26 protein-coding genes are annotated in these 25326 nt (G+C 69.9%); 7 read left to right on the forward strand and 19 right to left on the reverse strand.

The genetic code is table 11. The features are described from left to right. Position 1 precedes the first annotated feature (1 nt). Both D9599_RS05550 and D9599_RS05555 read right to left on the reverse strand, forming a co-directional pair. Positions 2–976 (reverse strand): tripartite tricarboxylate transporter substrate binding protein, encoded by a 975-nt coding sequence (locus tag D9599_RS05550; RefSeq protein WP_198380235.1) that lies wholly within the window; start codon positions 974–976, stop codon positions 2–4. Between the two features lie 25 nt (positions 977–1001). Next, positions 1002–2033 (reverse strand): tripartite tricarboxylate transporter substrate binding protein, encoded by a 1032-nt coding sequence (locus D9599_RS05555; RefSeq protein WP_198380236.1) that lies wholly within the window; start codon positions 2031–2033, stop codon positions 1002–1004. A gap of 287 nt (positions 2034–2320) precedes the next feature. On the opposite strand from D9599_RS05555, the gene D9599_RS05560 reads away from it, so the two are divergent. From D9599_RS05560 to phnD, 3 genes are all read left to right on the forward strand, one after another. Continuing rightward, positions 2321–3556: a CoA transferase gene (locus D9599_RS05560; protein ID WP_198380237.1), complete on the forward strand. Its 1236-nt coding sequence runs from the start codon at positions 2321–2323 to the stop codon at positions 3554–3556. A gap of 84 nt (positions 3557–3640) precedes the next feature. Next, a complete protein-coding gene (gene phnC, locus D9599_RS05565; RefSeq protein ID WP_198380238.1) occupies positions 3641–4447 on the forward strand; it encodes a phosphonate ABC transporter ATP-binding protein in 807 nt (268 codons plus the stop codon). 36 nt (positions 4448–4483) lie between these two features. After that, positions 4484–5401, forward strand: a complete 918-nt coding sequence (gene phnD / locus D9599_RS05570) for a phosphonate ABC transporter substrate-binding protein (RefSeq protein ID WP_232480175.1) — start codon at positions 4484–4486, stop codon at positions 5399–5401. Here the strand turns inward: phnD and D9599_RS31180 are convergent. Then, complete coding sequence (locus D9599_RS31180; protein ID WP_232480176.1) at positions 5398–5643, reverse strand: hypothetical protein; 246 nt, start codon at positions 5641–5643, stop codon at positions 5398–5400. The genes phnD and D9599_RS31180 overlap by 4 nt on opposite strands. Here D9599_RS31180 and phnE (D9599_RS05575) point away from each other — a divergent pair. Continuing rightward, positions 5596–6357: a phosphonate ABC transporter, permease protein PhnE gene (phnE, locus tag D9599_RS05575; RefSeq protein ID WP_232480213.1), complete on the forward strand. Its 762-nt coding sequence runs from the start codon at positions 5596–5598 to the stop codon at positions 6355–6357. The two genes, D9599_RS31180 and phnE (D9599_RS05575), sit on opposite strands and share 48 nt — an antisense overlap. Next, positions 6354–7217, forward strand: coding sequence for a phosphonate ABC transporter, permease protein PhnE (phnE, locus tag D9599_RS05580; RefSeq protein ID WP_198380239.1), 864 nt, complete (start codon positions 6354–6356; stop codon positions 7215–7217). Before phnE (D9599_RS05575) ends, phnE (D9599_RS05580) begins: the two co-directional genes overlap by 4 nt. Here phnE (D9599_RS05580) and phnN read toward each other — a convergent pair. From phnN to phnF, 9 genes are read right to left on the reverse strand one after another with little or no spacing between them, the layout of a single operon-like run. Further along, the gene (gene phnN, locus D9599_RS05585) at positions 7214–7762 is read right to left on the reverse strand and encodes a phosphonate metabolism protein/1,5-bisphosphokinase (PRPP-forming) PhnN (protein ID WP_198380240.1); all 549 of its coding nucleotides are present in this window, start codon (positions 7760–7762) and stop codon (positions 7214–7216) included. The genes phnE (D9599_RS05580) and phnN overlap by 4 nt on opposite strands. Next, the gene (gene phnL, locus D9599_RS05590) at positions 7759–8460 is read right to left on the reverse strand and encodes a phosphonate C-P lyase system protein PhnL (RefSeq protein WP_198380241.1); all 702 of its coding nucleotides are present in this window, start codon (positions 8458–8460) and stop codon (positions 7759–7761) included. The genes phnN and phnL overlap by 4 nt, the downstream gene beginning before the upstream one ends. Further along, a complete protein-coding gene (gene phnK, locus D9599_RS05595) occupies positions 8457–9233 on the reverse strand; it encodes a phosphonate C-P lyase system protein PhnK (RefSeq protein ID WP_198380242.1) in 777 nt (258 codons plus the stop codon). The genes phnL and phnK overlap by 4 nt, the downstream gene beginning before the upstream one ends. Beyond that, complete coding sequence (locus D9599_RS05600) at positions 9230–10075, reverse strand: alpha-D-ribose 1-methylphosphonate 5-phosphate C-P-lyase PhnJ (RefSeq protein ID WP_198380243.1); 846 nt, start codon at positions 10073–10075, stop codon at positions 9230–9232. Before D9599_RS05600 ends, phnK begins: the two co-directional genes overlap by 4 nt. Beyond that, complete coding sequence (locus tag D9599_RS05605) at positions 10072–11202, reverse strand: carbon-phosphorus lyase complex subunit PhnI (protein WP_198380244.1); 1131 nt, start codon at positions 11200–11202, stop codon at positions 10072–10074. The genes D9599_RS05600 and D9599_RS05605 overlap by 4 nt, the downstream gene beginning before the upstream one ends. Positions 11203–11206: 4 nt before the next feature. Next, a complete protein-coding gene (gene phnH, locus D9599_RS05610) occupies positions 11207–11782 on the reverse strand; it encodes a phosphonate C-P lyase system protein PhnH (protein WP_198380245.1) in 576 nt (191 codons plus the stop codon). Continuing rightward, positions 11779–12249 carry a phosphonate C-P lyase system protein PhnG gene (gene phnG / locus D9599_RS05615; RefSeq protein ID WP_232480177.1) on the reverse strand — a complete coding sequence of 157 codons (471 nt, stop codon included), beginning with the start codon at positions 12247–12249 and terminating at the stop codon, positions 11779–11781. The genes phnH and phnG overlap by 4 nt, the downstream gene beginning before the upstream one ends. Beyond that, entirely contained in the window at positions 12246–13415 is a 1170-nt protein-coding gene (locus D9599_RS05620; RefSeq protein ID WP_198380246.1) for an alpha-D-ribose 1-methylphosphonate 5-triphosphate diphosphatase, read from the reverse strand. Before D9599_RS05620 ends, phnG begins: the two co-directional genes overlap by 4 nt. Further along, entirely contained in the window at positions 13402–14181 is a 780-nt protein-coding gene (gene phnF, locus D9599_RS05625) for a phosphonate metabolism transcriptional regulator PhnF (protein WP_198380247.1), read from the reverse strand. The genes D9599_RS05620 and phnF overlap by 14 nt, the downstream gene beginning before the upstream one ends. Positions 14182–14430: 249 nt before the next feature. On the opposite strand from phnF, the gene D9599_RS05630 reads away from it, so the two are divergent. Then, complete coding sequence (locus D9599_RS05630) at positions 14431–15105, forward strand: chloramphenicol acetyltransferase (RefSeq protein WP_198380248.1); 675 nt, start codon at positions 14431–14433, stop codon at positions 15103–15105. Positions 15106–15127: 22 nt separating this feature from the next. Further along, on the forward strand, positions 15128–16573 hold the full coding sequence (locus tag D9599_RS05635) for an alkaline phosphatase family protein (protein ID WP_198380249.1): 1446 nt from the start codon (positions 15128–15130) through the stop codon (positions 16571–16573). A gap of 43 nt (positions 16574–16616) precedes the next feature. Here D9599_RS05635 and D9599_RS05640 read toward each other — a convergent pair whose 3' ends face one another. The 7 genes from D9599_RS05640 to pehA are packed head-to-tail and all read right to left on the reverse strand — an operon-like array spanning position 16617 to position 25229. Next, entirely contained in the window at positions 16617–17504 is an 888-nt protein-coding gene (locus D9599_RS05640) for an ABC transporter permease (protein WP_198380250.1), read from the reverse strand. Then, on the reverse strand, positions 17504–18439 hold the full coding sequence (locus D9599_RS05645) for an ABC transporter permease (protein ID WP_198380251.1): 936 nt from the start codon (positions 18437–18439) through the stop codon (positions 17504–17506). Before D9599_RS05645 ends, D9599_RS05640 begins: the two co-directional genes overlap by 1 nt. Continuing rightward, positions 18439–19458 carry an ABC transporter ATP-binding protein gene (locus D9599_RS05650; protein ID WP_232480178.1) on the reverse strand — a complete coding sequence of 340 codons (1020 nt, stop codon included), beginning with the start codon at positions 19456–19458 and terminating at the stop codon, positions 18439–18441. The genes D9599_RS05645 and D9599_RS05650 overlap by 1 nt, the downstream gene beginning before the upstream one ends. Next, positions 19455–20438, reverse strand: coding sequence for an ABC transporter ATP-binding protein (locus tag D9599_RS05655; RefSeq protein WP_198380252.1), 984 nt, complete (start codon positions 20436–20438; stop codon positions 19455–19457). Before D9599_RS05655 ends, D9599_RS05650 begins: the two co-directional genes overlap by 4 nt. Beyond that, on the reverse strand, positions 20435–22066 hold the full coding sequence (locus D9599_RS05660; RefSeq protein WP_198380253.1) for an ABC transporter substrate-binding protein: 1632 nt from the start codon (positions 22064–22066) through the stop codon (positions 20435–20437). Before D9599_RS05660 ends, D9599_RS05655 begins: the two co-directional genes overlap by 4 nt. Beyond that, positions 22066–23694 carry an ABC transporter substrate-binding protein gene (locus tag D9599_RS05665; protein ID WP_198380254.1) on the reverse strand — a complete coding sequence of 543 codons (1629 nt, stop codon included), beginning with the start codon at positions 23692–23694 and terminating at the stop codon, positions 22066–22068. The genes D9599_RS05660 and D9599_RS05665 overlap by 1 nt, the downstream gene beginning before the upstream one ends. Next, positions 23691–25229: a phosphoric/sulfuric ester hydrolase PehA gene (pehA, locus tag D9599_RS05670; protein WP_198380255.1), complete on the reverse strand. Its 1539-nt coding sequence runs from the start codon at positions 25227–25229 to the stop codon at positions 23691–23693. Before pehA ends, D9599_RS05665 begins: the two co-directional genes overlap by 4 nt. Positions 25230–25326 lie beyond the last annotated feature (97 nt).

Genomic DNA, 25326 nt, shown 5'->3' on the forward strand with positions numbered 1-25326 from the left:
TCTACTCCGGTCGGATGTTCGCGTCGCGGATGACGTCGCGCCATTGGGGGATCTCCCTCGCGATCCGGGCGGCGAATTCCTCGGGTGTGCTGTCCACGGCCTCGACACCTTGTTGGGAGAGGACGCGCGCTAGGGAGGGCGAGCGCACTGCGTCCTGAACCGCTTTGGCGACGCGGTTCACCACGTCCGGCGGCGTGCCCGCGGGCGCGAGGTAGCCCATCCAGAGAATCCCTTCGAAGCCTGGTAGGCCCATCTCCGCGATCGTCGGCACGTCAGGTGCGGCCGGGGAGCGGTGCGCGCTCGCGATCGCCAGCACGCGAATGGCCCCCGCCTCGATCTGCGCGGCGGAAGTGGCGTAGGAATCGAGCTTCAGCTGCACGCGCCCGGCCACCAGGTCCGTGAAGGCCGGCGCCGCACCGCGATAGGGCACATGCAGCACGTCGAGGCCGAGCCGGTGCAGCAGCAGCTCCATCGTCACATGCGGGTGCGAGCCGATGCCGGCGGAGGAGTAGGTCAGCTCACGCGGGTGGGCGCGGGCATAGGCGACGAATTCCTGGAAAGTCCGGAAGGGCGCGTCCTTATGGCAGACAAGGATCTCCGGGATCTGCGCGCAAAGGGAGATCGGCGCGAAGTCCTTCTGCGCGTCGAAGCCCGCATTGGGCATGAGCCCCGGGTTGATCGTGTGGTTGGGCGCGGTGAAGAGCAGCGTATAGCCATCCGCCGCCGCGCGCGCGACGCGCTGCGTGCCGACATTGCCGCCCGCACCGGGCTGGTTGTCGATGACGATGGGCTGGCCCAGCAGATCGGAGACGGCAGCGGCGATGGGCCGGGCGGTGACGTCCACCGTCCCGCCCGGCGGGAACGGCACCACAAGCCGGATCGCGCGATCCGGGTAGCCCGCCGCCAGCGCCGGGCGGACCAGCGCCGCGCCGGTTGCGCCCAGCAGCGCGCGGCGCCGCAAGGAGAGATCGCTCATCCCAGTGTCTCCTCCGCAGCGGGTTCTACTGCCGCTGAATATTGGCCTTCTCGATCACGCTCGCCCATGTCGAGACATCCTGGCGAAGCCGCTCGCCCAAGGCTTCCGCCGTGCCCGGCGCGGGCTCGATGCCGAGATCGAGCAGGCGCTTCCGGATCTCCCCCGTTTGCAGCACATCCGTCACGTGCCGGTTCAGCAGTTCGACGACTGGCTTCGGCGTGCGCGCGGGGGCAAAGAGCGCGTTCCAGCCTACCACGGCGTAATCGGCCAGCCCGCTCTCCCGTAGGGTCGGCACATCCGGGAGCAGGCTGGACCGGCTGGAGCCAGTGCTGCCGACGGCGCGAAGCTGTCCGCCATCCAGCAGGCTGCGCGCGGTGGCGTAGGTCTCAAACCCCATCTGCACGTCGTCCCGCTGCACCGCCGTCAGCACGTCCGCCGTCGTGCGATAGGGGACGATGGTCGCGTCCATTCCGGCCGCGACGCGCAGCCATTCCCCCGCGAGGTTCTGTGTGCTGCCGGGGCTGATCGTGCCGATGGCCAAGCCTTCCCGCTTGGCGGCGAGCACGTCCGCCACGCTGCGCAGTCGCGAGTTTGCGGCGACGAGCAGCAGCAGGTCGAAATTCGCGAGGCCTGACACCGGTGTGAAATCCGTGACGGGATCGTAGGGCAGGTGGCGGAAGAGGGTCCTGTTGATGGCGTTGCCGGTGCTCAGGATAGCCAGCGTGTGCCCGTCCGGCGCGGCCGGAACCACGGCCATGGCGGCGGGCGTGCCGGCGCCGCCCGGCCGGTTGTCGATCACCACCTGCTGGCCCAGCCGCTGCGACAGCGCCTCCCCGATGACGCGCACGGTGATATCGGCCAGCCCGCCCGCCGCGAAGCCGACAACCACCCGGATCGGCCGCGACGGGTATCCCCCAGTGTCCTGCGCCCGCGCGACGGAGGGGCCGGCAAGGGTTGCGGCCAGGGCAAGGAACTCGCGGCGACCGGCAGCGCCGCGGGCGGGAAGCAGCGCAACAGAAGCACGGCCGTGGATGAGGCCGCTGAGACCACGATGCATGGACTTTCTCCTGGCCCCGGCGCGATGAGCCGTCTCACGGATTTTTTTCATCCCGTAGGCCGAAAGATCACTCTAGTCGCATCACTTTTCCAAGCCTTTCAGGTTCGTCCTTGCCCAGCGTTAATCTGTTGGTCAGGGCCGGCGGGGCGCATGTGTCGCATTCTTCCGCGGACCCTTGTTGCGCCCGGCCTGTTGTCCCCGCAGTAGGGGCTGCGCCAAACTCCGGCGCCGCGCCCTGTCTGAAAGAGCGGAACGGCCCCATCCCCGAGTGAGAGGCAGGCCGACGCATGGCTGATTCCCCGCCCATCCTGTCCGGCCTGCGCGTGGTCGAGGTCTCGGCCTTCATCGCCGCGCCCCTGGGCGGGATGACCCTTGCGCAACTCGGCGCCGAAGTGATCCGCATCGACCCGATCGGCGGCAACATCGACTACCGCCGTTGGCCGCTCGCGCCAAGTGGGGCGAGCCTCTACTGGTCGAGCCTGAACAAGGCGAAGCGCTCGGTGCAGATCGCCCTCAACCGCCCTGAGGGTCGGGAGATCGCCCAGGCGCTGATCGCCTCGCCCGGGGAGGATGCCGGCATCCTCCTCACCAACCTCCCCGCCAGCGGATGGATGGACTACGAGACGCTCCGTGCCAGGCGGCAGGACCTCATCATGCTGCGCCTGACCGGCAATCACGACGGCACAGGCGCAGTGGATTACACCGTCAATTGCGCCAGCGGCTTCCCCATCGCCACCGGGCCAGACACAACGCCGGTCAACCATGTTCTCCCGGCATGGGACATCGCGGCGGGGCTTTATCTCTGCACCGGTCTCCTCGCCGCCGAGAGGGCGCGGCGGCGCGACGGCAAGGGCCAGGAGATCACGCTGGCGCTCTCGGATGTCATGCTCGCCTCGGTCGCCAACCTTGGCCTGGTCGCGGAGGTTCAGGTCAACGGCACCGTCCGCCCGCCCATGGGCAACGACCTCTACGGCGCCTTTGGGCGCGACTTCGAGACATCGGACGGGCGCCGCGCCTTTCTCTGCGCCATCTCCAACCGCCAATGGCGGGCGATCGGCAAGGCGACATGCCTCGCGGAGAAGCTCGCCATGATCGGGCCGATGATGGATGTAGACCTCGATGACGAAGGCGGCCGCTTCCGGGCCCGCCACGCCATTGCCGCCGTGCTGGAGCCCTGGTTTGCCGCACGCAGCCTCGCTGAGGTCACCGCGGCCTTCGCCGGCAGCGGTGTCCTCTGGGGTCCGTACCAAGATTTTGGCCAGCTCGTGCGTGAGGACCCGCGCTGCTCTGCGGCGAATCCGCTCTTCGCCGAGGTAACGCAGCCAGAGATCGGCACAGTCCTGACGCCAGCGGCACCGCTGAGATTTGGGGGCGCGCAGGGACGCCGACCCCCTGCCCCCTCGCCGCAGCTCGGGGAGCATACCGACGCCGTGCTGGCCGAGGTGCTCGGCCTCTCCGCCGCCGCAATTGGACGGCTGCACGACGAGGGCGTCGTCGCGGGTCCGGAGTCCGGCCCAGCCTGAGCGGCGCCGCCGCGGCAGCCTCTGTCATCATTCCTTCACCGCTCCGTCATCGCCGCGTCAGTCGCCCTCACTAAGCCGCCCACCATGTTGGTAATTGAAGGACTGACCCGGCGCTTCGGCGACCGCGTCGCCGTGGACGACATGTGCCTGGAGGTGCCGCGCGGCGCCTTCGTTGGGGTGATCGGCCGTTCCGGGGCGGGCAAGTCCACCCTGCTCCGCATGGTCAACCGTCTTGCCGAGCCGAGCGCGGGACGCATCCTCTGGGATGGCGCCGATGTCTCGGCGCTGCGCGGGCGGGCGTTGCGGAACTGGCGGGCGCGATGCGCGATGGTCTTCCAGGGCTTCAACCTCTCGGGGCGGCTGGATGTGCTCACCAATGTCCTCGTCGGGCGGCTGAACAAGGTGCCCGCGCACCGCTCGCTCCTGCGCCTGTGGTCCGACGAGGACCGTGCCATCGCCCTCTCCGCCCTGGAGCGCTTCGACATCGCCGAGCTCGCGGCGCAGCGGGCGGAGCATCTCTCCGGCGGCCAGCAGCAGCGCGTCGCCATCGCACGCGCCCTGGTGCAGGAACCTGATATTATCCTCGCGGACGAGCCGATCGCCTCGCTGGACCCACGCAATACGGGGCTGGTCATGGACGCCCTTGCGCGCATCAACCGCGACTACGGCATCACCGTCCTCTGCAACCTCCACTCGCTCGATATCGCGCGACGCTACTGCGACCGGCTTGTTGGCCTCTCAGCCGGGCGTCTGGTCTTCGATGGGCCACCGGATGCGCTCGACGCGAATGCGGCTCGCAAACTCTACGGCCTGGAGGCCGCGGAGGTGATGGATGCGACCCCATCTGCACCGGTCCGTCCCTCCGCGGTTCCCTTCCTGGCCGACACCTGACGGGCGCTCTGCCCGCCGAATTAGAAAGAGGTCATCATGATCACCCATCGCCGCGCCCTGCTGGGCGCCACGGCCGCGCTGCTGGCTGCCCCCTCGGTCCTGCGGGCGCAGGGCGCCGCGCCCTGGGCGGCGCGCTACCCAGAGCTCGTCTTCGCGATCATCCCCTCCGAGAACGCTTCAGGCGTGACGGAACGCTACGGCCCATTCATCGACTACCTCTCGCGGCGCCTCGGCACGAAGGTGACGCTGCGCATCGCCAACGACTACGCGGCGGTGATCGAGGGGCAGCGCTCGGGCAACGTGCACATCGCCTCATACGGCCCCTCCTCCTTCGCTCGCGCGCTGATGACGGGCTCGCAGATCACGGCCTTCGCCATCGAGACGAATCTCGACGGCACGAAGGGCTACTACTCCGTCTTCTACGTGAAGAAGGACAGCCCTTATCAGCGTGTCGAAGACCTGCGCGGCAAGAACCTCGGATTGGTGGATCCCAACTCCACCTCCGGCAACAACGTGCCCCGCTTCGCCCTCAACAAGATGAACATCACGCCGGAACAGTTCTTCGGCCGCGTCGTCTACACGGGTAGCCACGAGAACGCGGTGATCGCGCTAAACCAGGGCACGGTCGATATGTGCGCGAACTGGTGGAATGACGAGCAGGAGAGCAACCTTCTCCGCATGGCGCGCAAGGGGATGGTGAAGGCCGAGGACTTCCGCATCGTCTTCAAGTCTGACCAGATCGTGAACTCGCCGATGGCCTATCTCAACGCCCTGCCGGATGACCTCAAGTCCGCCATCCGCACCGCGGTGCTGGAGCTGGCGACCGCCGACAAGAAGGCCTTCGATGCGATCTACGAGGGCAAGCAGGGCCCGCTGATGGCCGTGGACAATACCGCCTACGACCCGATCATCGAGCTGAACCGCTTCGTCGACAACCTGCGCCGCCGCGGCTAGCAGCCCGGGTCCGCCGCCCCGGCATCCGGCCGGGGCGGTCGGTCCATCTTGAGAAAGCCGGTCCCCTGGCCACCACCCTTCCCCCCCTTCCCAACGCACGCCTTGCCGAGCTGCTGGACGGCTACCGTTCCGCCGGCCAGGCGTCGCGGCGCCGCGCCCTGGTCCTTGCGGTCACGATCGCAGCCCTCACTCTCCTGGCCGGCCACGTCGCCGAGGTCGATCCCGCGAGGCTCTGGCGGCATCTCGGTGACTTCTTCGGCTACTTCGACCGCATCACCAGGCTGGAAGGCGGCGGCGGCCGGGTATGGACCGACCCTGGAGAGTGGTTCTGGGGGTGGAGGAAATGGGGCCTGCTGCTCGCGGACACCTTGCTAATCGCTTATGTCGGCACGGCTCTCGGCGCGATCGGCGGCTTCCTCCTCTCCTTCGTCGCGGCCGCGAACTTGGTGCCGAACCCGTGGACCCGCGGGGCAGCCAGGCGCTTGCTCGAGTTCTGCCGCACTGTGCCTGATATCGTCTTCGCGCTGATCTTCGTCATCGCTTTCGGGCTGGGGCCAGTGCCGGGCGTCCTCGCCATCGCGATCCACAGCATGGGCGCACTCGGCAAGCTCTTCTCCGAGGTGGTGGAGAACATCGACCCGAAGCCGGTAGAGGGCGCGGCGGCCGCCGGCGCCTCCTGGGCAGCCACGGTGCGCTTCGCCGCGCTGCCCCAGGTGCTGCCCAACTTCGCGAGCTACGCCCTGCTCCGCTTCGAGGTGAACGTGCGTCAGGCCTCGGTACTCGGCTTCGTCGGCGCGGGCGGCATCGGCCAGGACCTGATCGAGGCCATCCGCAAGTTCTACTACAACGACGTCGCCGCCATCCTCCTGCTCATCATCGTGACGGTCATGATCATCGATCTCGGGACTGAACGCCTGCGACACGGCCTGATCGGGTCCATGGAGCGCGGCGCATGAGCGCGTCGCCTGTCCTCACCTTGCGCGAGGCCGCGCTTGCCGACCGCACAGGCCTTGCCAGCCGCCACCCGGACGTCTTCCGCCGCATCACCGGCGCGCGGATCCGGACGGTCCTGCTCATCGCTGCCGCCCTCGGACTCCTCGTGTTCGGTCTGTGGCGGCTGGAGTTCTCGCCCGGCCGCATTGCGGGCGGCTTCGGCCAGCTCCTGCAATTCCTAGGGCTGATGCTCCCGCCGGATCCTGGCACCACCTCCCGCGCCCTGCTGATCCTCCGCGGCCTTGCGGAAACCTTGGCCATTGCCTTCCTCGGCACGCTGCTCGCGGCGGGCATCGCCTTTCCGCTCAGTTTCCTCGCGGCCCGCAACACCTCTGCCGGGCGCTTGGTGCATTTTCTCTCCCGCCGCACGCTCGACAGCATCCGCGGCGTCGATGCGCTGATCTGGGCACTGATCTGGGTGAGCGTCGTCGGCCTCGGCCCTTTCGCCGGCGTGCTCGCCATCGCCACAGGCGATATCGGCACTTTCGGTAAGCTCTTCTCCGAAGCGATCGAGGCTGCTGACCGCCGGGCGGTGGAGGGTGTCACCTCCACGGGCGGCGGCAAGCTCGCTGGTATCCGCTTCGGCGTGCTGCCGGCCGTGCTGCCAGTGATGGCCGGCCACGCGCTCTACATGTTCGAAAGTAACACGCGCTCCTCCACCATCATCGGTATCGTCGGCGCCGGCGGAATCGGGCTGATGCTGTCCGAGATGATACGCACCCTCGAGTGGGGCGTCGTCTCCTTCATCGTGCTGCTGATCCTGGTCGCCGTTGCCGTAATCGACGCGATCTCTGGCCGGCTTCGCGCGGCGCTGGCCGGCTAGGCCCGGCCGCCCCGGAGCACCCGGACCACCTGTTCCGCGCCGGCCTGCACGCTGCCGTCGTTCACCACAGTCTCCACCGGCAGACCCAGCGGCAGCGGCACCTGGCGCGAGAGGCGGCGGGCGACGTCGGCCGCGCTTTCCCGGCCTCTGGCGGCAAGGCGGCTCGCCAGGGTGGCGGGCGAGGCCGTGATCTCCAGCACCCGCAGCGGGTGGCGCGCCGCCGCCTCACGCAGCACCCGCCGCGAGAGGTTGGCGACCGCGACCCGTCCCGATGCCAGGGCCCCTTCCAGCGCGGCGCGCGGCAGGCCGTAGAACAGCCCGTGCGCCTCCCACCAAAGCGCGAAGCCGCCGGCCTCACGCTCGGCGATGAAGGCCTCGCGCGAGAGCGGAAGGTGATCCTCCCCGCCGGCTTCGGCAGGGCGGGTTACGGCGCGGCGGATAAAGGTGATGCGCTCGTCGCTAGCCAGGGCCGCGCGGGCCGCCTCTATCAGCGTGTCCTTGCCGGCGCCAGAGGGGCCGACAACGGCTACCAGCACGCCGGTCACGCTGCCTCCCGCAGCGGCGCCACCTCTAGGACCCGGTCGGCGACGCGGTCGCGCACCTCCGCGTCATGGAAGATGCCGACGAGGGCCGCTCCCCGCGCCTTTGCCTCGCCGATGAGGGCGATCACCACATCACGGTTGGCCGCGTCGAGGCTCGCGGTGGGCTCGTCGAGCAGCATGAGCGGGAAGTCCGCCACGAAGCCCCGAGCGAGGTTCACGCGCTGCTGCTCCCCGCCAGAGAAGGTGGCGGGCGGGAGGGCGTGCAGCCGCTCCGGCAGGTTCAAGCGGTGCAGCAGGGCCGAGGCGCGGGCACGCGCCTCCTCGCGAGAGATGCCGCGCGCGACCAGCGGCTCCGCCACGATCTCTACCGCTGGAACTCGGGGAATCACGCGCAGGAACTGCGAGACATGGCCGATCGTGTCCCGCCGGAGCGCGATCACCTCGCGCGGCGAGGCACCCGCCAGGTCCGCCACGCTCCCGTCCGGCCGCCGGAGCAGGATGCAGCCCGAGTCGGCGCCGTAGTTCCCCTGCAGCAGCCGCATCAGCGTGGACTTGCCCGCGCCCGATGGACCGGAAAGCGCCACGCACTCGCCCGGGGAAACCTCCAGCGCCGCATCGCGCAGCACGGGGATCTCGATGCTGCCCTGCAGATGAAGGGTGAAGCCCTTGGCTAGCCCCTCGGCTTTCAGCGTCCAGCTCATGCCGCGAGCACCGAGGAGACGAGGAGCTGCGTATAGGGGTGCCTCGGGTCGTCCAACACGCGATCGGTCAGTCCTTCCTCCACCACGCGCCCATGGCGCATCACCACGAGCCGGTGCGCGAGTAGCCGGGCGGCCGCGATGTCGTGGGTTACGAGGATCACCGCGATCCCAAGATCGGCCACCAGCGCGCGGATCATGTCGAGCAGCCGGGCCTGCACGGAAACGTCGAGCCCCCCGGTGGGCTCGTCCATGAAGACGAGGCGCGGGCGGGTGACGAGGGTGCGCGCGATTTGCAGCCGCTGCCGCATGCCGCCGGAGAAGAGCCGTGGCGCGTCGTCGATCCGGGCCGCCGGGATCTCCACCCGCTCCAGCCACCGCGCGGCCTCAGTACGGATGTCGCCGTAGTGGCGGGCCCCGCTGGCCATTAGCCGCTCCCCGACATTTCCCCCGGCCGAAACGGCCAGTCGTAGCCCGTCGCGCGGGTCCTGGTGGACGAAGCCCCATTCGGTGCGCGCCAGGCGCCGCCGCGCGGGCTCGCCCATTCCGTGCACGTCCAGCGTCGCGCCGGAGGGGTCGCGGTAGAGCACGGTTCCCGCATCGGGCCGGGCCTCGCCGGCGAGCAGCCGCAGAAGCGTCGACTTGCCCGAACCCGACTCGCCGACAACGGCGAGAACCTCGCCCGGCCAGAGGTCGAGCGAGACGCCGTCCACCGCCCGTACGGCGCCGAAGGCAATCGACACGTCACGTGCCGAGAGAATGGGCCCATCGCTCATTCAGCCGCCTCCCGCATGGTCTGCCGTTGAGTGCAGAAATCGGTGTCGGAGCAGACGAAGATCCGCCCTCCCCGGTCGTCCGTCACCACCTCGTCGAGATAGCTGTCCCCCGCGCCGCAGAGGGAGCAGCGGCCGTTCGCGCGGAGCGGCACGAAGGGATGGTCCTCGAAGTCGAGGCTCCGTACCTCCGTATAGGGCGGCACTGCGTAAAGGCGCCGCTCCCGCCCCGCGCCGAAGAGCTGGAGCGCGGCGGAGCGGTGCATCTTCGGGTTGTCGAAAGAGGGGATCGGCGAGGGCGACATGAGGTAGCGCCCGTTCACCATGACGGGGTGGTCGTAGGAGGAGCCGACGCGCCCATGGCGCGCAATATCCTCGTAGAGCTTCACCTGCATCAGCCCGTAATCCGCCAGCGCGTGCAGGCGGCGTGTCTCCGCCCGCCGCGGCTCCAGGCGGAAAAGCGGTTCCGGCTGCGGCACCTGATAGACGAGCACCTGCCCCTCCCGGAGCGGCGTCTCGGGGATGCGGTGGCGGGTCTGGATCACCGTTGCCTCCGCCGTGCGCTCGGTGGTGCGCAGCCCCGGCGCCACGCGCGCGAAGAAGCGGCGGATGGAGACGGCATTGGTGGTGTCGTCGGCGCCCTGGTCTATGACCTTCAGCGTGTCATCCGCGCCGATCACGCTTGCCGTCACCTGGATGCCGCCGGTCCCCCAGCCATAGGGCAGCGGCATCTCGCGGGAGCCGAAGGGAACCTGGTGCCCTGGCACCGCCACCGCCTTCAGCAGCGCGCGGCGGATCATCCGTTTCGTCGCCTCATCCAGGTAGGCGAAGTTGTAGCCGCTCATCCGCCGGCTCCCTCGGTCTCGGATTGCCGCACGGCAGCCTCCGCGGGCGCGCGCTGCCGTTCCGCCTTCACCGCGGTCCGCATGGCGCGAACGGACTCCAGCTCGCTTTGGAAATCGACGTAGTGCGGCAGCTTCAGGTGTTCGAGGAAGCCTGTCGCCTCCACGTTGTCGGAATGCGAAAGGACGAATTCCTCATCTTGTGCTGGTGCTTCCACGTCCTCGCCCAGCTCCGCCGCCCGCAGCGCCCGGTCCATCAGCGCCATGGCCATGGCACGTCGCTCCGTGCGGCCGAAGACGAGGCCGTAGCCCCTGGTGAACTGCGGTGGCTCGCTGCGGGAGCCATGGAACTGGTTCACCATCTGGCACTCGGTGACAAGGAGATCCCCGAGCTCGATCTCGAAGCCCAGTTCCGGCGGCGTGAAGCACACGGCAAGGTCGCCCTGGCGCAGCTCTCCCACGAAGGGGTGGTTGTTGCCGTAGCCGCGCTGGGTGGAATAGGCCATAGAGAGAAGGAAGCCCTCGTCCCCACGCGCCAGGTTCTGCAACCGCAGGGGCCTTCCGGCGGGAAAGGTGACGGGCGTGCGCGTCAGGTCGCCCGGTTCCGCATCGGAAGGTTCCTCCGCGGCCATTAGTCCCTCCGCGGCCAGAAGCCCGGTGACGCGCGGCGGAGCCGCGTCCTCGCCGGGGTCGGTCTCGGCCGCCGCCGGCGGCGTCAATCCCTCCGCTGCGAGGGCGAAATCAAGCAGGCGGTGAGTATAATCGAAGGTGGGCCCGAGCACCTGCCCGCCAGGCAGGTCCTTGTAGGTAGCGGAAACGCGCCGCCGCACCGTCATTGCCCCCGTGTCGATCGGCGCGGAGGCGCCGAAGCGCGGCAGCGTGGTGCGATAGGCACGGAGAAGGAAGATTGCCTCGATTAGGTCGCCGCGCGCCTGCTTGATCGCTAGAGCCGCAAGGTCGGGGTCGTAGCAGGAGCCCTCCGCCATCACGCGGTCCACGCCGAGGGTGAGCTGCTCCCGGATCGCGTCGGTGCCGACCTCCGGCACGCCGGTGTCGCCGCGCCGCTCCTCGGCCAGCCAAGCATGGGCATTGGCGATGGCCGCCTCGCCGCCTTTAACTGCGACATACATCGGCTCAGCCCTCCCGGATCGTGACGCTGCGCGGCAGGGCAGCCACGCAGTCGCCCGCGCAAAGGATGATGTCCACGCCGAGCGGGAATTGCGCGCGGCTCGCCGCCCATGCCGCGAGGAAGCCGTTCGGCGCGCCCTCCACCTGAAGACGGTGCTCGCGCTCGATGCCGGGCCCGGTCAGCCGCCAACCCCGCCCCTCCGCCAGCGAGGCGACCTGCAGGATAAGCGTCGCCGCGCGCTGCGGCTCCTCGTCCGTGCCTGGGTCGAGGGACGAGAGCGCGGGCGGCGTGCCGGTGGCGAGAGCGAAGGTGGCGGCGCCAGCGTCCTCCACCAGCGGGCAGCCGGCGTGGAACACGGCCCATTCGGCCGCCTCCGCGCCAGCATCGAGCCAGAGCGGTGTCTCGGCATCCGCCAGGGCCAGTAGGACGGCACCCGCAGCTGGGGAGAGCGGCGCGGGCGGGGCCGGCGGGCTGGGCAGGCGCTGCACCCGGCCGGGCCGGGCCATCGCCTCCAGCACGGCGCGGAAAGCGGACTGCGCGTCCGCGACGGGATCCGCAAAGCCGGGCAGCAGGCCGCTCATCGGGTCGTCTCCATGGCGAGGAAGCGCACACGGGTGGCGGCGGCCTTGCGGGCCGTCGCGGTCCGCGCCTCCGCCTGCTCGGCGGCCAAGGGCTCCACCACCGCGGCCAGCAGCGCTGCGCGGCGGACGGGGTCCTGCAGGGCCGCATCCATGGCGGCCGCCAGCTCGGCGCCGCGCCGGTCGCGGCCAGCGAGATAGGCGTGACCGACGGTGCCGTCCTCGAGGCGCACGGCGCAGCGCGTCACCGTCATCTCTCCGAGGTTGAAGGGTGCGCCGTCACCGCCGGCGCGGCCGCGCACCATCACGAGGCCGGTCTCAGGCCCCCGCAACCGGGTGTGCGGCGGCAGCGGCGCGGTCTCCGCCAGCCGCGCCTCGATCCCCGCGGCGCCGGCCCGGGCGAGGATACCCATCCAGCGGCGACGTTCGTCGTCCGCGCGGCGACGTTCGTCGTTCGATTCCGCGCTCATGCGGCCTCCGCCACGGCATCGACCATGCCCGTCCATCCGTCGGAGTGGATCATCCGCCCGTCGCGCCAGACCGCGCGAACCCGCGGCGGCGGGGCGCCCGGCGCTTCGGAGACATCCAGCAACACGAGATCCGCGCGGCGTCCCGGCGCGATGACGCCGCGGTCCCCGAGCCCGGCCGCGCGGGCGGGGTTGGCGGTCAGCAGGGCGATGGCGGCGTGCAGCGGCAGCCGCCCTTCCCGCACCCAGCCGATCGCGGCCGGCAGCATCGCCCCCTGATGGTAATCCGCGGCCAGCGCATCCAGCAGCCCGGCGTCGAGCACGGCGGCTGCCGTGATGTTGCCGGTCATGGAGCGCCCGCGCAGCGCGTTCGGCGCCCCCATCAGGGTGGTCATCCCGGCGTCGCGCGCGGCCCGTGCCGCCTCCAGCGTGACCGGGAACTCGGAGATGGTGGCGCCGAGGTCCCGCATCAGCGCGACCTTGGCCGGCGTGTCGTCGTCGTGGGAGGCGATCGGCAGGCCCTGGGCGCGGGCCAGCTCTGTCACGCTGCGCGCCACCTCCCATGCAGGGGGCACCGCCATTCGGGCGCGGGCGCGGGCCTCCGCTTCCTCAGGCGCATGGCCGTGCGCGCGGGCGGAATAGGCGACGTACTGCTCCACGTCGCGGTACTGCCCCTGGCCCGGCGTGTGGTCGGTCAGCGAGACCATGTCCACCATCCGGCGGGCGAGAAGGTCGCGCAGCACCGGTTCTGCGCGTGCATTGGTAATCTCGAAGCGCGCGTGGACGCGGAGGTCGGTGCGGGCGTGGCTGCGCATCCCCGCGACCGCCTCAACCATGGCACGGGCCGTCTCCTCGCTCCGCAGCCCGCGCTTGCCCTCGGCGAAGGAAACGCCGGCAAAGGCCGTGGTGACGCCCGAGGCGGCGAGGCGTGAGTCGAGGTTGCTGACGGCCACTTCCAGCGGGAAGGAGCAGTCCGGGCGCGGCTCGACCTCCTTCTCGATCATGTCCCCGTGCAGGTCGACGATGCCGGGGATGAGGGTCAGCGCGCCGGGGCGATTGCCGAAGCTCGGCACCTCGATCACCTCGACGATGCACCCGTCCTCGACGCGCACGGCGCCGCGCGGGATCACGCGGTCGGTCAGGACGATCCGCAGGTCAGCGATCCACATCGGTCTTCTCCTCGCGCCCGCGAGCCTCGCCTGCCGGCGAGGGGGCGTTGTCGACCAGGAGCTGCACGCGCTCCCCAGCCCAGATGGTTTCGGAACAGGCGATCGGGACGCCGCGCAGGTCGGCATCCACCTTGCGCACCACCAGCACCGGGTGCTCGGCGGGCTGATCCAGCCAGGAGGCCTCCTCGGCGCTGGGAAGCCGCGTCACGATGGTGCTTCGCAGCCGGAGGTAGTCCTCCACCCCATGAGCGGCGAGAACGTCGCTGGCCCCCTGCCCCGCTTCCCAGGCCTCCAGCATCCCGGGAAAGCGCTGCGCCGGGTACCAGGCGTCCGAGAGATTGACCGGTACGGCATCGGCGAAGCTGAGGCGGAGGATGTTGAGAGCGGGCGTGCCGGGCGTCAGGCCCAGCGCCTCCGCCACCTCGGGTGGAGCAGGCAGCTCGGCCCCGCGCAGGAACCGGCCGGAGGGCTCGCGCCCCTGGTCGAGAAGGTTCCGCGAGAAGCGCGTGCGCTCCGACAGGCGATAATCGAGCACCGCCGCCGGGCGGACATAGGTCCCGCTCCCCTGCAGCGTCTGGACCAGGCCCCGCGCCTGGAGGGCGGCGACGGCCCGCCGCACGCTGTGCCGGCCAACGGTAAAGCGCGCCATCAGCGCCGGCTCAGGGGGGAGTCGCTGGCCCGGGCTCAGCTGCCCGTCGCGGATCTCCGCCGTCAGGCAGGTCTCCACGGTGCGCCAGTCGGAGGGGGAGGAGGTCTTCGTCATCATGTCCGGAGCGCTCCTTACCACTCATTCGGATGAATCCGTGGTGACCTCTCGATGACAAATCTGTGGCGTGGTCCATCAAGCGGGCGGCGCTGTTCCGCGGACGCTCGGTCGTCTTCGAAGCTTCACCGGACTGACGCAGGCCGGTCCCGGACCGGCGCGCAGAGGACCCGCGCTCAGGCCGGTTCGACTATCCCGCTAGCGGAACGCGACCAGCGGCCAGCCACGCCAAGTAAGGAAGGGACAGCGGCGATGCTTGAAGAGGGGCAAATCGCGTCCGGGCTGCTGCTTCCGGACCCGGACACTGCCGACAAGTCGCTCGGCGAGCGGCCCTCGGTCCACCAGACGGCCCAGGTCCGGGACAGCCGCTTCGGCCGCTTCTGCGAGGTGGGCGCCGGAACCCGCGTGGCCGAGAGCGTCTTCGGGGACTACAGTTACGTCGCGCGCGACAGCGACATCATCTACACGGAGATGGGCCGCTTCTGCTCCATCGCGGCCGGGGTCCGGATCAATCCCGGCAACCACCCGCTGGAGCGGGTCGCTCTGAACCACTTCACCTACCGCTCCTCCGCCTATGGGCTCGGCGAGGACAACGCCGCCTTTTTTGACTGGCGCCGCTCCCACCGGGTGACGCTCGGGCACGACGTCTGGATCGGCCACGGGGCGATCATCCTGCCCGGCGTGACGATCGGCACGGGTGCCGCCATCGGGGCGGGCGCGGTGGTGTCGAAGGCTGTGCCGGACTTCGCCATCGTCGTGGGCGTGCCCGGCCGCGTGCTGCGCTACCGCTTCTCACCGGAAATCATCGCCGCCCTTCACCGCATCGCCTGGTGGAACTGGCCGCACGAGCGGCTCGGCGAGGCGATGCACGACTTCCGCCACATGAGCGCCGACGCCTTCTGCGCGAAGCACGATCCCGGCGCCTGACCCACCCCACCGGAGCCATACTTTGCCGCCCATCAATGCCAGCCGCATCCTCATCGTCCTCTTCGACGGGCTCCGCCCCGACATGGCGACGCCAGAGCGCATGCCCGTCCTCGCCGAGTTCCTGAAGGGCGCGCGGCGCTACAACGAGTCCTCCTCGGTCTTCCCCTCCCTCACCCGCGTTTGCGCGACGACCATCGGCACGGGCCAGCCCCCGGCGGTCGCCGGCATCGTCAACAACGCCTTTCCCGATCCGGCCGCGTGGGAGGGGCGCTTCCTCGATACGTCCTCGGCCGAGGATATGCGCCGCGGCACCACGACGCACGGCCCCGGCTTCATCGCGACCCCGCGCTTCGCCGACTCGCTCGCCGCGGCCGGCCGCCGCTTCGCCCTTGTCCACAGCGGCTCGGCCGGCGGCGCTTACCTCCTCGATCCGCGGGCGCGGGAGAACGGATCCTTCATCGTCAGCCTCTCCGGCAGGGACGCCGTCGAGACACCGGAGGCTTGGGACAGGGTGGTAAAGCGCCTCGGTGCACCGCCGGCGTCCCCCTCGAACAAGATTCCGTTGGTGGAGTACGCGGGCCGCGCCATGGCGGAGGTGGTGCTGCCGGAGTTGCAACCCGATGTCGCGCTGCTGTGGCTGACCGAGCCGGACTGGTCCTTCCACTACTGCGGCCTGGACGCACCCGAGACCCGCCAAGCCATGCTCGCGGCTGACCGCGCCTTTGCGAGCGTCCTCGAGGCGGCCTCCCGCCTGCCGGAGGCGGAGCGGCTGGCGGTCATCGCCATGTCCGACCACGGGCATGTCGGCACCACCGACCGCTTCGACCTCGTCGCCGAGCTCGCCTCCCTGGGCGTGGAGGCTGTGCTGGACCGGCCGGGCAGAGATGTCTCCGTCGCCGCGGGCACCATGTGCTGGCTCTGGCCTCGCGAGCCGGACACGGCGCGGCTGGCACGCCTCGCGGCTGCGCTGCAGGAGCAGCCATGGTGCGGCGCGGTGCTGGCGGCCGGCGGCAATGGCCTGGAGGGGCCCTTCCCCGGCACCTTCGACCTCGCACTGGTGAATGCTGACCACCCGCGCGCTGCGCCCTTGCTGGTTGGGATGCGCGGCGGACCCGAGGCCGATCCCTACGGTCTGCCCGGCTATAGCCCAATCGTCGGCAAGGACTTCCCGCGCGGCGGCGGCATGCACGGCGGCCTGCACCGGCGGGAGATGGGCAACCTCATGGCGCTATCCGTCGCCGGCATGGCGCCCGGAGACGACCCCTCCCCCGTCGGACTGGCGGACGTGGCGCCGACGCTGCTGTCGCTCCTCGGTATTGAGCCCGTGGCGCCGCTTCCGGGGCAGCCTCTCTGGGCCGCGCCACGGACCGCGCGGGTACTGACGACCGGCCATGGAAATTACCGGCAATACCTCGCCATCGCCGGCGAGGGCCGCGGGAGCATCGTGCGGGACGGTGGCCGGCTCTAAGATGGCGGAGGCGCCGCGCCCACGTGGCGCGGCGCCTCCCCGCTCAGCGTAGCGTCGGGTCCAGCCGGTCCCGCAGCCAGTCGCCCAGGAGGCTGACCGAAAGCGTCGTGATTACGATCACCGAAGATGGCGCCAAGAGAATCCAGGGCGCGCGGGTCAGGTATTCCCGCCCGTATCCCACCATGTTGCCCAGCGAGGTCATCGGCGGCTGCACGCCGAGCCCTAGGAAGGAGAGGCCGCTCTCCAGCAGGATGATTTCGGGGAAAGCTAGTGTCATGGAGACGATGAGGGTGGAGGCGATGTTCGGCAGAACGTGCCGGCCATAGACCCGCCACGGCGAGGCGCCGAGCCCCGTCACGGCCGCCGCATATCCCTGCGAGCCCGCGCTGACCGCGAGCCCGCGAGCGATGCGGGCGTAGCGCTCCCACCCGTTCAGGCCCAGCAGGCAGATGAACAGCGGCAGCGCGTTGCCAAAAAAGGCCAGCACGGCCAGCGCGAGGATGAGGAAGGGCATGGAGGCCTGGAAGTCCACCAGAGCCAGCACCGCCTGCTCCACAAGCCCTCGGAAATGGGCCGCGAGGAAGCCGAGCGTCACGCCGAGCACCGCGGAGATGGCGGTGGCCCCAAAGGCGATCAGCAGGCTCATCCGGATGGAGGTGATCAGGCGCGACAGCACGTCTCGCCCCAGCTCATCCGTGCCAAGCGCGTGCAGCCAGACCCCGCCCATGCCCACCGGCGGCGAGAGGCGGTTGCGCAGATCCAGCGCCGTGTAGGGAAAGGGGCTGAGAAGGTCGGCCGCGAAGGCCACCACCAGCATCAGCACCAGCCACAGGATCGCCAGGACCACGAGCACCGGCACGCGGGCCTGCCGCCGCGCGGGAGGGGCCGAGACCGCCGGCGCGGGCATGGCGGAAAGAGGGATGTCGGACATCAGGCGGTCGCCCCCCTGGGCGCCGAGCGGAGGCGTGGGTCGAGCACGCCGTAGAGAAGGTCCACCACGAGGTTCGCGCTTACCATCGTCGCGGCGACGAGGAGGAGGATGCACTGCACCACCGCCAGGTCCCGGTTGGCCACCGCCACCACCAGCAGCCGGCCGACGCCGGGCCAGGAGAAGACGCTCTCCACCACCACCGCGCCCGCGAGGAGGCTGCCGACCATGAAGCCGACGATGGTGACCGTCGGGATCGCCGCATTGGGCAGTGCGTGCCGGCGGACCGCCCGCGCCCAAGGCACGCCCTTGGCGAGCGCCGTGCGCATATAGGGTTGGCCCAATACCTCCAGCATGGCGGAGCGGGTGAAGCGCGCCAGCACCGCGGCGCCTCCGATCCCGAGGGTGAGGACAGGCAGAACCGCGTGGCGCCAGCTCTCCTGCCCGCCGGAGGGCAGCCAGCCCAGTTGCACCGCGAAGACGAGCACCAGCACAAGGCCCAGCACGAAGGAGGGCACGGTGAAGCCGGCCACCGCGAGCAGCATCACCGCTCGGTCCGCGAAGGAGTTGCGATGCAGCGCCGCGTAGATCCCGGCGGGAATGCCGAGGCCGAGCTTGATCGCCAGCGCCGGCAGCGTCAGCGCGAGGGTGGCTGGGATGCGCTCCGCCACCAGCTCGATCGCGGGCCGCCCGTCGCGCATGGACTGGCCGAGATCGCCGCGGAAGATCGCTGAGAAGTAGCGGAGATACTGCTCCCAGATCGGGTCGTTCAGCCCCCAGGCCTGGCGGAAGGCGGCGATCGCCTCCGGCGGCGCGTCGGCCGACATGATGAGCAGCGCTGGGTCGCCGGAGAGCCGAAGCACGACGAAGGCGAAGGTGACCACCAGCACCATCGTCAGCAGCGCGCGGGAAACGCGCAGGCCGAGGAAGCGGAGCATCAGGCGGCCTCCATCGCATTCTGCGGCAACCCAGCACCGGGCGCGGCTTCGCCCTGCGCCACATGGCAGGCGACCAGCCGTCCGTCGAGCGGGCGTCGCTTCAGGGCCGGCACCTCCCGCGCGCAGACGGAGGCGGCCACGGGGCAGCGCGGATGGAAGGCGCAGCCCGCGGGCCGTGCGACCGGGTTGGGCGGATCGCCCCGCAGCACTATGCGCCCGCCGCGCCGTCCCGGGTGGGGAATGGCGGAGACCAGCGCTTGAGCATAGGGGTGCGCCGGCGAGTGCAGCACCTCGTCGGGCTCGCCCTCCTCGACCACGCGACCGAGATACATCACGGCCACCCGGTGGCTCATCTGCCGCACCGCGCGCAGGTCGTGGCTGATGAAGAGCATGGCGACGCCGCTTCTCTGCTGCACTTCGGACAGCAGGTTCATCACTTGCGCCTGGATGGAGACGTCGAGCGCGCTGATCGGCTCGTCGCAGACGAGCAGGTCCGGCGAGGTAGCGAGGGCACGGGCGAGGACGGCGCGCTGCCGTTGCCCGCCGGAGAGCTCGTGCGGGTAGCGGCGGGCCTGGTCCGGCCGCAGCCCGACGCTCCGGAGTAGCGCCTCCACACGGCCCGGGCGGTCGGCCCGCGTCCCGATGCCGTGGATCTCCAGCGGCTCTGCCACTTGCGTCCCAATATCGAGGCGCCGGTCCAGCGCTCCCAGCGGGTCCTGGTAGACCATCGCCATGCGCGCCCGCAGACGGCGCCATTCCGGTGTGCCGGGTGGCGGCATCCGCTCGTTGGCGAAGGCGATGCCACCGGAATCTGGCACCTCCAGACCCAACACCATGCGGCCGGTGGTGGACTTGCCGCAGCCGGATTCGCCTACCAATCCCAGCGTCTGCCCGCGCCGGAGCGTAAGGGAGACGCCGTCCACCGCCCGCACCTCCACCGGCCGGCCGAACATCCCGCGGCGCATCGTGTAGCGGCGGACGAGATCCTGCGCGTGCAGAAGGGTTTCGTCCCCGGTCATGCGCTCATCAACTCCCGCGCGGCGCCCTCGGGCAGCGGCCGGATGCAGGCAGCCCTGTGCGCGGGCGCTACGGTGGAAAGCCGCGGTACCGCCACGTCGCAGCCAGCCACATGGCGCGGGCAGCGTGGGGCATAGGGGCAGCCCGGCGGCATGGCCCAGGGCTCCGGCACGCCACCGGGAATGGCCGCCAGCGGCCGGCGCGGCCCGTCGATGGGCGGCAGCGCGGCGAGCAGCCCTGCGGCATAGGGATGCGCCGGTGCGGCGAAGAGGTCGGATGCGGCCGTCTCCTCCACGATGCGCCCGGCATACATGACGCAGACGCGCTCGCAGGTCTCGGCGACCACGCCGAGGTCGTGTGAAATGAGAACGAGGGCCATGCCGCTATCCCGCCGGATTTCCGCCAGCAGCTCCAGGATCTGCGCCTGGATGGTGACATCGAGCGCCGTGGTAGGCTCATCCGCCACCAGCAGCTCGGGTGAGCCAGCAAGAGCCATGGCGATCATCACACGCTGGTTTTGCCCGCCCGAGAGCTCGTGCGGATAGGCATCGAGCCGCCGCCGCGCATCGGGCATGCCCACACGGTCCAGCAGGCGCCGCGCCTCCTCCCGTGCGGCGGCGCCGCTCATGCCGCGGTGCAGGCCCAGCGCCTCGGTGATCTGCCGCCCGAGCCGATGGACGGGGTTGAGGCTGCTGGCCGGATCCTGGAAGATCATGGCGACCCGCCCGCCGCGCACCCGGTCCAGGGTAGCCGGTGGCGCGTGCAGGATCTCCGCGCCATCCAGCCGCACGCTGCCGCCGACACGTGCCTTGCCCGGCAGCAGGCCAAGCGCGGCGAGCCAGGTCACGGACTTCCCGCAGCCCGATTCCCCCACCAGCGCAACGGCCTCGCCGCGCCCGACGGAGAGGTCCACGCCGCGCAGCGCCGGTACCCCGTCGAAGGCGGCCGTCAGGCCGGTGATCTCAACCAGCGGCGGCCTCACGCAGCCCAGTTCCGAGCAGAGAAGTCCATGAAGAAAGACGCGCCGGGCTTCCAGGGCAGGTCGCGCCGCTTGGCGGTAAAGTTCAAGGTCTGGTGCAGCACCGTGTAGCCGGGATCCTCGCGCTCGATGATCTCGAGCATGCGACGGAAGGCATGGCGCCGCTCATCCAGCGACATGGAGCCCTCCAGCACGGACGAGAGGCGTCCGAACTCCTCGTTCCGCCACTCGTTGATCTGCCACTGCTGCCCCTCGGGCCCGTGCGCGCTGGTCAGGGAGGAGACGGGATCGTTAAAGGCTGCCGAATTCGACCAGTCGCGAACCCCGCGCCCTGTGGCTGTCCCGCCACCCTGGTTAGAAAGAACCTGCGGGAAGTTCTCCTTCATCTCGATGACGACGTTCAGCCCCACCGCGCGCCAGCCCTCCACGAGGATCTGCGCTGTCGGGACCTGCGCCGTGTAGTAGTTGTTCAGCAGGCGGTAGGGGATCGGCTCGCCCTTGTAGCCGGCCTCCCGCAACAGGCGGCGTGCTTCGGCCGGGTCATGCCGCGGCGCCTCCCAATCCGCGATCAGCATGGGTCCGTAGAAGTCGAACTGCTCGCCGCGTGGAACGGCCGCCTGCCCCGCCCAAAGCGCGTCCACGATCGCTTTTCGGTCGATCGCGTGGGTGAAGGCGCGGCGAACGCGGGCATCGCGGAGTTGCGGGTGGTTCTTGTCGAAGACCGTGATACGGTGGTTCATGATCGGCCCGCCAACCACCTCGTGCCGGGCGGAGCGCTCGAAGGCGCCGATCTGGTCGGGCGGGATGTCGCAGGCGAAGTCGGCCTCGCCCGAGAGGAGCATGTTGATACGGCTCGCGACCTCCGGCACCTCCACGAAGCGGATCCCGCGGAGCGGCGGGCGGCCCCGCCAGTGGTCGTCATGCGCCACCAGCGTCAGCGATTGGTCCGGCCGGAACTCAGCGACCTTGTAGGGGCCGGTGCCGACCGGCCGACGCGCCCAGTCGAGCCAGGAGGATGAAGCCTCGAACCCCGCGCCCGAGAGAACCATCCCTGTCGTGCGCGAGAGGCGCCCCTCCAGCGCTGGATCCGCAACCTTGTTGACGAAGCGCACGGTGCGCGCGTCCACCACCTCTATCCGCTCGAAGCCAGGATAGGTGCGCCGGGCAATGGCCGCTGCCTCTGGCGGTGGGGCCTTGCCCTGCGTGCGGCCGGGAACATTGCCGAAGAGGTTGCGTGCGGCCGTGGGATCTGGCCTCCACATGCGCTCGGGCCCGAAGGAGAAGACCACGTCCTCCGCGGTCATCTCCCGCCCGTCGTGAAAGCGCACGCCGGGGCGCAGCTCCAGCTCCAGGGTTCCATCGTCTACGCGGCGCCAGGCACTGGCAAGGCCGGGTTGAAGACGCAGATCGCCGAGCCAGTCCTGCTCGATCAGCGCCTCGCCGTAGGAGCCGCCGTGGCGGGTGCCCACGTTCGACTGCTCGCGCAGGGTCTCCAGCGTGTTGCTGTTGGCGATCTTCTGCACTGCCACCGTGACGGACAGTCGCTGGTCCGCCTGCGCGATGGCAAAGCGTGGCAGAACGAGTGACGCGCCGGCGGAGGCCAGCGCGGCGCGGCGCGAAAGGCGTGCCATCACCCGCCCCAGTTGCCCTGGCGGAAGTCCATAGCGAAGGCGGGCGCCGCGCGCCACCTGATGTCCCGTCGCTTGGCCGTGAAGGTCGCGTTCTGGTGCAGCACGGTATAGGCGGGGTCCTCGCGCTCGGCGATCTCCAGCATGCGTCGGAAGGCGGCCTTGCGGCGCGCACGGTCCGTCCCCGTTTCCAGCTCGACCGAGAGGCGGTTCAGCTCGTCGTTGCTGTACTCGCCCACCTGTTGCTGCTGGCCGTTCGGCCCGTGCTGCGCGACAAGCGAGGAGACAGGATCGTTGAAGGGCGCTGAATTGGACCAGTCACGCACGGCGCGGGTGTCGCCCCGCTCGAGGATCTGGGACCAATTCTCCTTCATGTCGATGGAGACGTTCAGCCCCACTTGCCGCCACATCTCAACCAGGACCTGCGCGGTGGGCGTCTGGTTCGTGTAGTAGTTGTTCAGCAGGCGATAAGGGATCGGCGCGCCGCGGTAGCCGGCCTCACGCAGCAGCCGCCGTGCCTCCGCCGGGTCATAGCGCGGCACCTCCCAGTCGGAGACGAGCATCTCGCCGTAGTAGTCGAACTGCAACCCTCGCGGCACGACCGTGCGGCCGCCCCAGAGGCTGTCCACGATCGCCTTGCGGTCGATCGCATGGGTGAAGGCCCGGCGCACGCGGGCGTCACGCAGCTGCGGGTGGTTCTTGTCGAAGCAGGTGAGCCGGTGGTTCAGAATGGTGCCGCCCTGCACCTCGTAGGCCCGGTCGCGCTCGATCCCGTCGATCTGGTCAGGAGGGATGTCGCAGGCGAACTGCACCTCCCCCGTGCGGAGCATGTTGATGCGCGCCGCCACCTCCGGCACCTCGAGGAAGCGGATCTGCCGCAGCGGCGGGCGGCCGCCCCAGTACTCGTCATGGGCCACGAGCGTCAGGGAGTGGTCGGGGCGGAACTCCACGACCTTGTAGGGTCCGGTGAGGACAGGCTTGCGCGCCCATTCGAACCAGCCCGCGGCCTCCTGATAGGCGCGGCGGGAGATAACTTCGCTGCCGAAGCGCGAGAGTCGTCCCTCCAGCGTGACATCGGGTGTCGCGTTGTGGAAGCGCACGGTGCGCGCATCCACCACCTCCACCCGCTCCAGCGCGGGCCAGGAGCGCCGGGCGACGCCCGTCACCTCCGCCGGCAACTCGCGCTGCGCGGGGGAAGGGATAATGTCGCCGCGGATGGAGATGGTTCGGCCCTGCGCCGTCGGCTGGGTATCGCCGAACATGCGCTCCCGGCCGAAGGAGAATGCCACGTCCTCGGCCGTCATGATGTCGCCGTTGTGGAAGCGCACGCCGTCGCGCAGCGTCAGCTCCACGACATTGTCCGAGATCCGGCGCCAACTCGTCGCCAGAGCCGGCACCGTCTTCAGCTCGTTCAGCCAGTCGCGGCCAATCAGCGGCTCCCACAAAGAGGAGAAGAAGATCCGTTCGCCGACGTTGGATTGCTCGCGCAGCACCTCAAGCGTGTTGCTGTTGGAGATCTTCTGCACGGCGATGGAGATGGAGGGTCGCTGATCCGCCTGGGCGATGGCGAAGCGCGGTAGCGAGGCCGCAGCGGCGGCCCCGAGAAGCAGGTTGCGGCGGGAGGCGATCATGATGCGCGTTCCTCGAGGCCTTGGGGGGTCGCACGGAAATGGGTTAGCGTCCGCTCGGCATGGGACATGCGGTGTGACAGCGCGCGCTGCGCGTAGTCACGCACGACCGCGGCTTGAGCGGGGTCGCCGGCTAGGTCGGTGAAGCAATGCGGGTCCTTCTCCAGGTCGAAGAGAAGGGGCGGAAGCGCGGCGAAGTGGACGTACTTCCATCGCTTGTCCTGCACGACACAGAGGGAGCAATCATCCATCGAGAGGCCGAGATCATCCTCGGGGCGGGAATAGAAAACGTCGCGGAAGTCATACTCGTAGAACAGATGCTGGCGCCATTTCGCGGGCCTCTTGCCAGCGACGAGCGGCAGCAGCGAATGGCCGTCGCAAGCACGCGGGGCCTCACCGCCCAGCCATTCGAGGATTGTCGGCATCACATCCACGCTCTCGGTGAAAGCGTCCTCGATGCGGCCAGCCGCCCCTGGTGCATCGGGATCCTTGATCACCAGCGGGATGCGGAAGCTTTCATCGTGGTACCCGACCTTACCGAGCAGGTAGTGGTCGCCGAGTTGCTCCCCATGGTCGGAAGTGAAGATGACAAGCGTGTCCTTCCACTGCCCCGTCTTGTCGAGATGCGCGATCACCTGACCGAGCGCCGCGTCCACTTCCGAGATCATGCCGCTGTATGTCGCGCGCATCTGAGCGACGGCCCCAGGGTTCAGCTCCGTCGCGGCGCCGCCGGCACCGTGGAAGAAGGAGCCTTGGCTGATGCCGCGAAGATAGAAATCCACCAAAGGGTGCTGCGCCGCTTCCTCCCGCCAAGTGGCAGCGCGGCGGAGCGGCGGCATGTCGTCCGGCCGGTACATCGCGTGGTAGGGTGAGGGCGCGATGAAGGGCGGGTGCGGGCGGTAGTAGCCGAGGTGCAGGAACCAGGGCTTGCCGTTGCGTCCCTTGAGGTAGGTCAGTGCCCGCTCGGTGAAATAGGCGGTGTCCGAGAGGTCGGCGGGAATGCGGCTCGGCCGCGCCGTGACACCGGGGAGATGGTCCTCGCCCTCCGGCAGCCAGATGTCCTCGCGGTTTTCGGGCAGCACGTAGCCCTTCTGCGCCAGCCAACCAAAATACCCGTCCATGCTCGGCTCGAAGGCGCCGACGGCGCGGAAGCCGTCCATGAGGTCGCCGAGCGTGGTGAAGCGCGGGTCGAGCTGCCCTGTGCTGCGCGGGTCCGGCGTGGTGGTGGTATAGCCGATCAGGGCCGGGTCATAGCCGATGCGGCGCAGCTCCTTCGCCAGGTTGCTGTGCCGTGCATCGAGCGGCACCGTGTTCTGCACGGCACGGTGGTTCATCAGGTACAGGCCGGTCAGCAGGCTTGCGCGCGCGGGGCCGCAGGGAACGGTGTTCGTAACGTGGTTGCGGAAGGTCACGCCCTCGCGGCAGAGCCGGTTGAGGTTCGGTGTCTTCAGGAAGCCGGCGCCGAGCGCGGGCACGAAATCCGCGCGCCACTGATCGACGACGACAAGCAGGACATTGCGTAGCTGTTTGGAAGGCATGGGACGGTGCGGGTGCTCTCGTGGGCGAGCGGCGCTCTAGCCGCTGATCCACGACAGGCTGAAGTCATTCGAATGTCAGTCCTGTGTCACCAGCCGC

It is taken from the genome of Roseomonas sp. KE2513 (assembly GCF_016107305.1).
Lineage (GTDB): Bacteria > Pseudomonadota > Alphaproteobacteria > Acetobacterales > Acetobacteraceae > Roseomonas.

Excerpts from the sequence above, each read along its gene's own strand:
- D9599_RS05550 (WP_198380235.1), bottom strand. The coding sequence starts at position 976 with ATGAGCGATCTCTCCTTGCGGCGCCGCGCGCTGCTGGGCGCAACCGGC.
- D9599_RS05555 (WP_198380236.1), bottom strand. The coding sequence starts at position 2,033 with ATGCATCGTGGTCTCAGCGGCCTCATCCACGGCCGTGCTTCTGTTGCG.
- D9599_RS05560 (WP_198380237.1), top strand. The coding sequence starts at position 2,321 with ATGGCTGATTCCCCGCCCATCCTGTCCGGCCTGCGCGTGGTCGAGGTC.
- phnC (WP_198380238.1), top strand. The coding sequence starts at position 3,641 with ATGTTGGTAATTGAAGGACTGACCCGGCGCTTCGGCGACCGCGTCGCC.
- phnD (WP_232480175.1), top strand. The coding sequence starts at position 4,484 with ATGATCACCCATCGCCGCGCCCTGCTGGGCGCCACGGCCGCGCTGCTG.
- D9599_RS31180 (WP_232480176.1), bottom strand. The coding sequence starts at position 5,643 with ATGCCGCCAGAGCCTCGCGGGATCGACCTCGGCGACGTGGCCGGCCAG.
- phnE (WP_198380239.1), top strand. The coding sequence starts at position 6,354 with ATGAGCGCGTCGCCTGTCCTCACCTTGCGCGAGGCCGCGCTTGCCGAC.
- phnL (WP_198380241.1), bottom strand. The coding sequence starts at position 8,460 with ATGAGCTGGACGCTGAAAGCCGAGGGGCTAGCCAAGGGCTTCACCCTT.
- phnK (WP_198380242.1), bottom strand. The coding sequence starts at position 9,233 with ATGAGCGATGGGCCCATTCTCTCGGCACGTGACGTGTCGATTGCCTTC.
- D9599_RS05600 (WP_198380243.1), bottom strand. The coding sequence starts at position 10,075 with ATGAGCGGCTACAACTTCGCCTACCTGGATGAGGCGACGAAACGGATG.
- D9599_RS05605 (WP_198380244.1), bottom strand. The coding sequence starts at position 11,202 with ATGTATGTCGCAGTTAAAGGCGGCGAGGCGGCCATCGCCAATGCCCAT.
- phnH (WP_198380245.1), bottom strand. The coding sequence starts at position 11,782 with ATGAGCGGCCTGCTGCCCGGCTTTGCGGATCCCGTCGCGGACGCGCAG.
- phnG (WP_232480177.1), bottom strand. The coding sequence starts at position 12,249 with ATGAGCGCGGAATCGAACGACGAACGTCGCCGCGCGGACGACGAACGT.
- D9599_RS05620 (WP_198380246.1), bottom strand. The coding sequence starts at position 13,415 with ATGTGGATCGCTGACCTGCGGATCGTCCTGACCGACCGCGTGATCCCG.
- phnF (WP_198380247.1), bottom strand. The coding sequence starts at position 14,181 with ATGATGACGAAGACCTCCTCCCCCTCCGACTGGCGCACCGTGGAGACC.
- D9599_RS05630 (WP_198380248.1), top strand. The coding sequence starts at position 14,431 with ATGCTTGAAGAGGGGCAAATCGCGTCCGGGCTGCTGCTTCCGGACCCG.
- D9599_RS05640 (WP_198380250.1), bottom strand. The coding sequence starts at position 17,504 with ATGTCCGACATCCCTCTTTCCGCCATGCCCGCGCCGGCGGTCTCGGCC.
- D9599_RS05645 (WP_198380251.1), bottom strand. The coding sequence starts at position 18,439 with ATGCTCCGCTTCCTCGGCCTGCGCGTTTCCCGCGCGCTGCTGACGATG.
- D9599_RS05650 (WP_232480178.1), bottom strand. The coding sequence starts at position 19,458 with ATGACCGGGGACGAAACCCTTCTGCACGCGCAGGATCTCGTCCGCCGC.
- D9599_RS05660 (WP_198380253.1), bottom strand. The coding sequence starts at position 22,066 with ATGGCACGCCTTTCGCGCCGCGCCGCGCTGGCCTCCGCCGGCGCGTCA.
- D9599_RS05665 (WP_198380254.1), bottom strand. The coding sequence starts at position 23,694 with ATGATCGCCTCCCGCCGCAACCTGCTTCTCGGGGCCGCCGCTGCGGCC.
- pehA (WP_198380255.1), bottom strand. The coding sequence starts at position 25,229 with ATGCCTTCCAAACAGCTACGCAATGTCCTGCTTGTCGTCGTCGATCAG.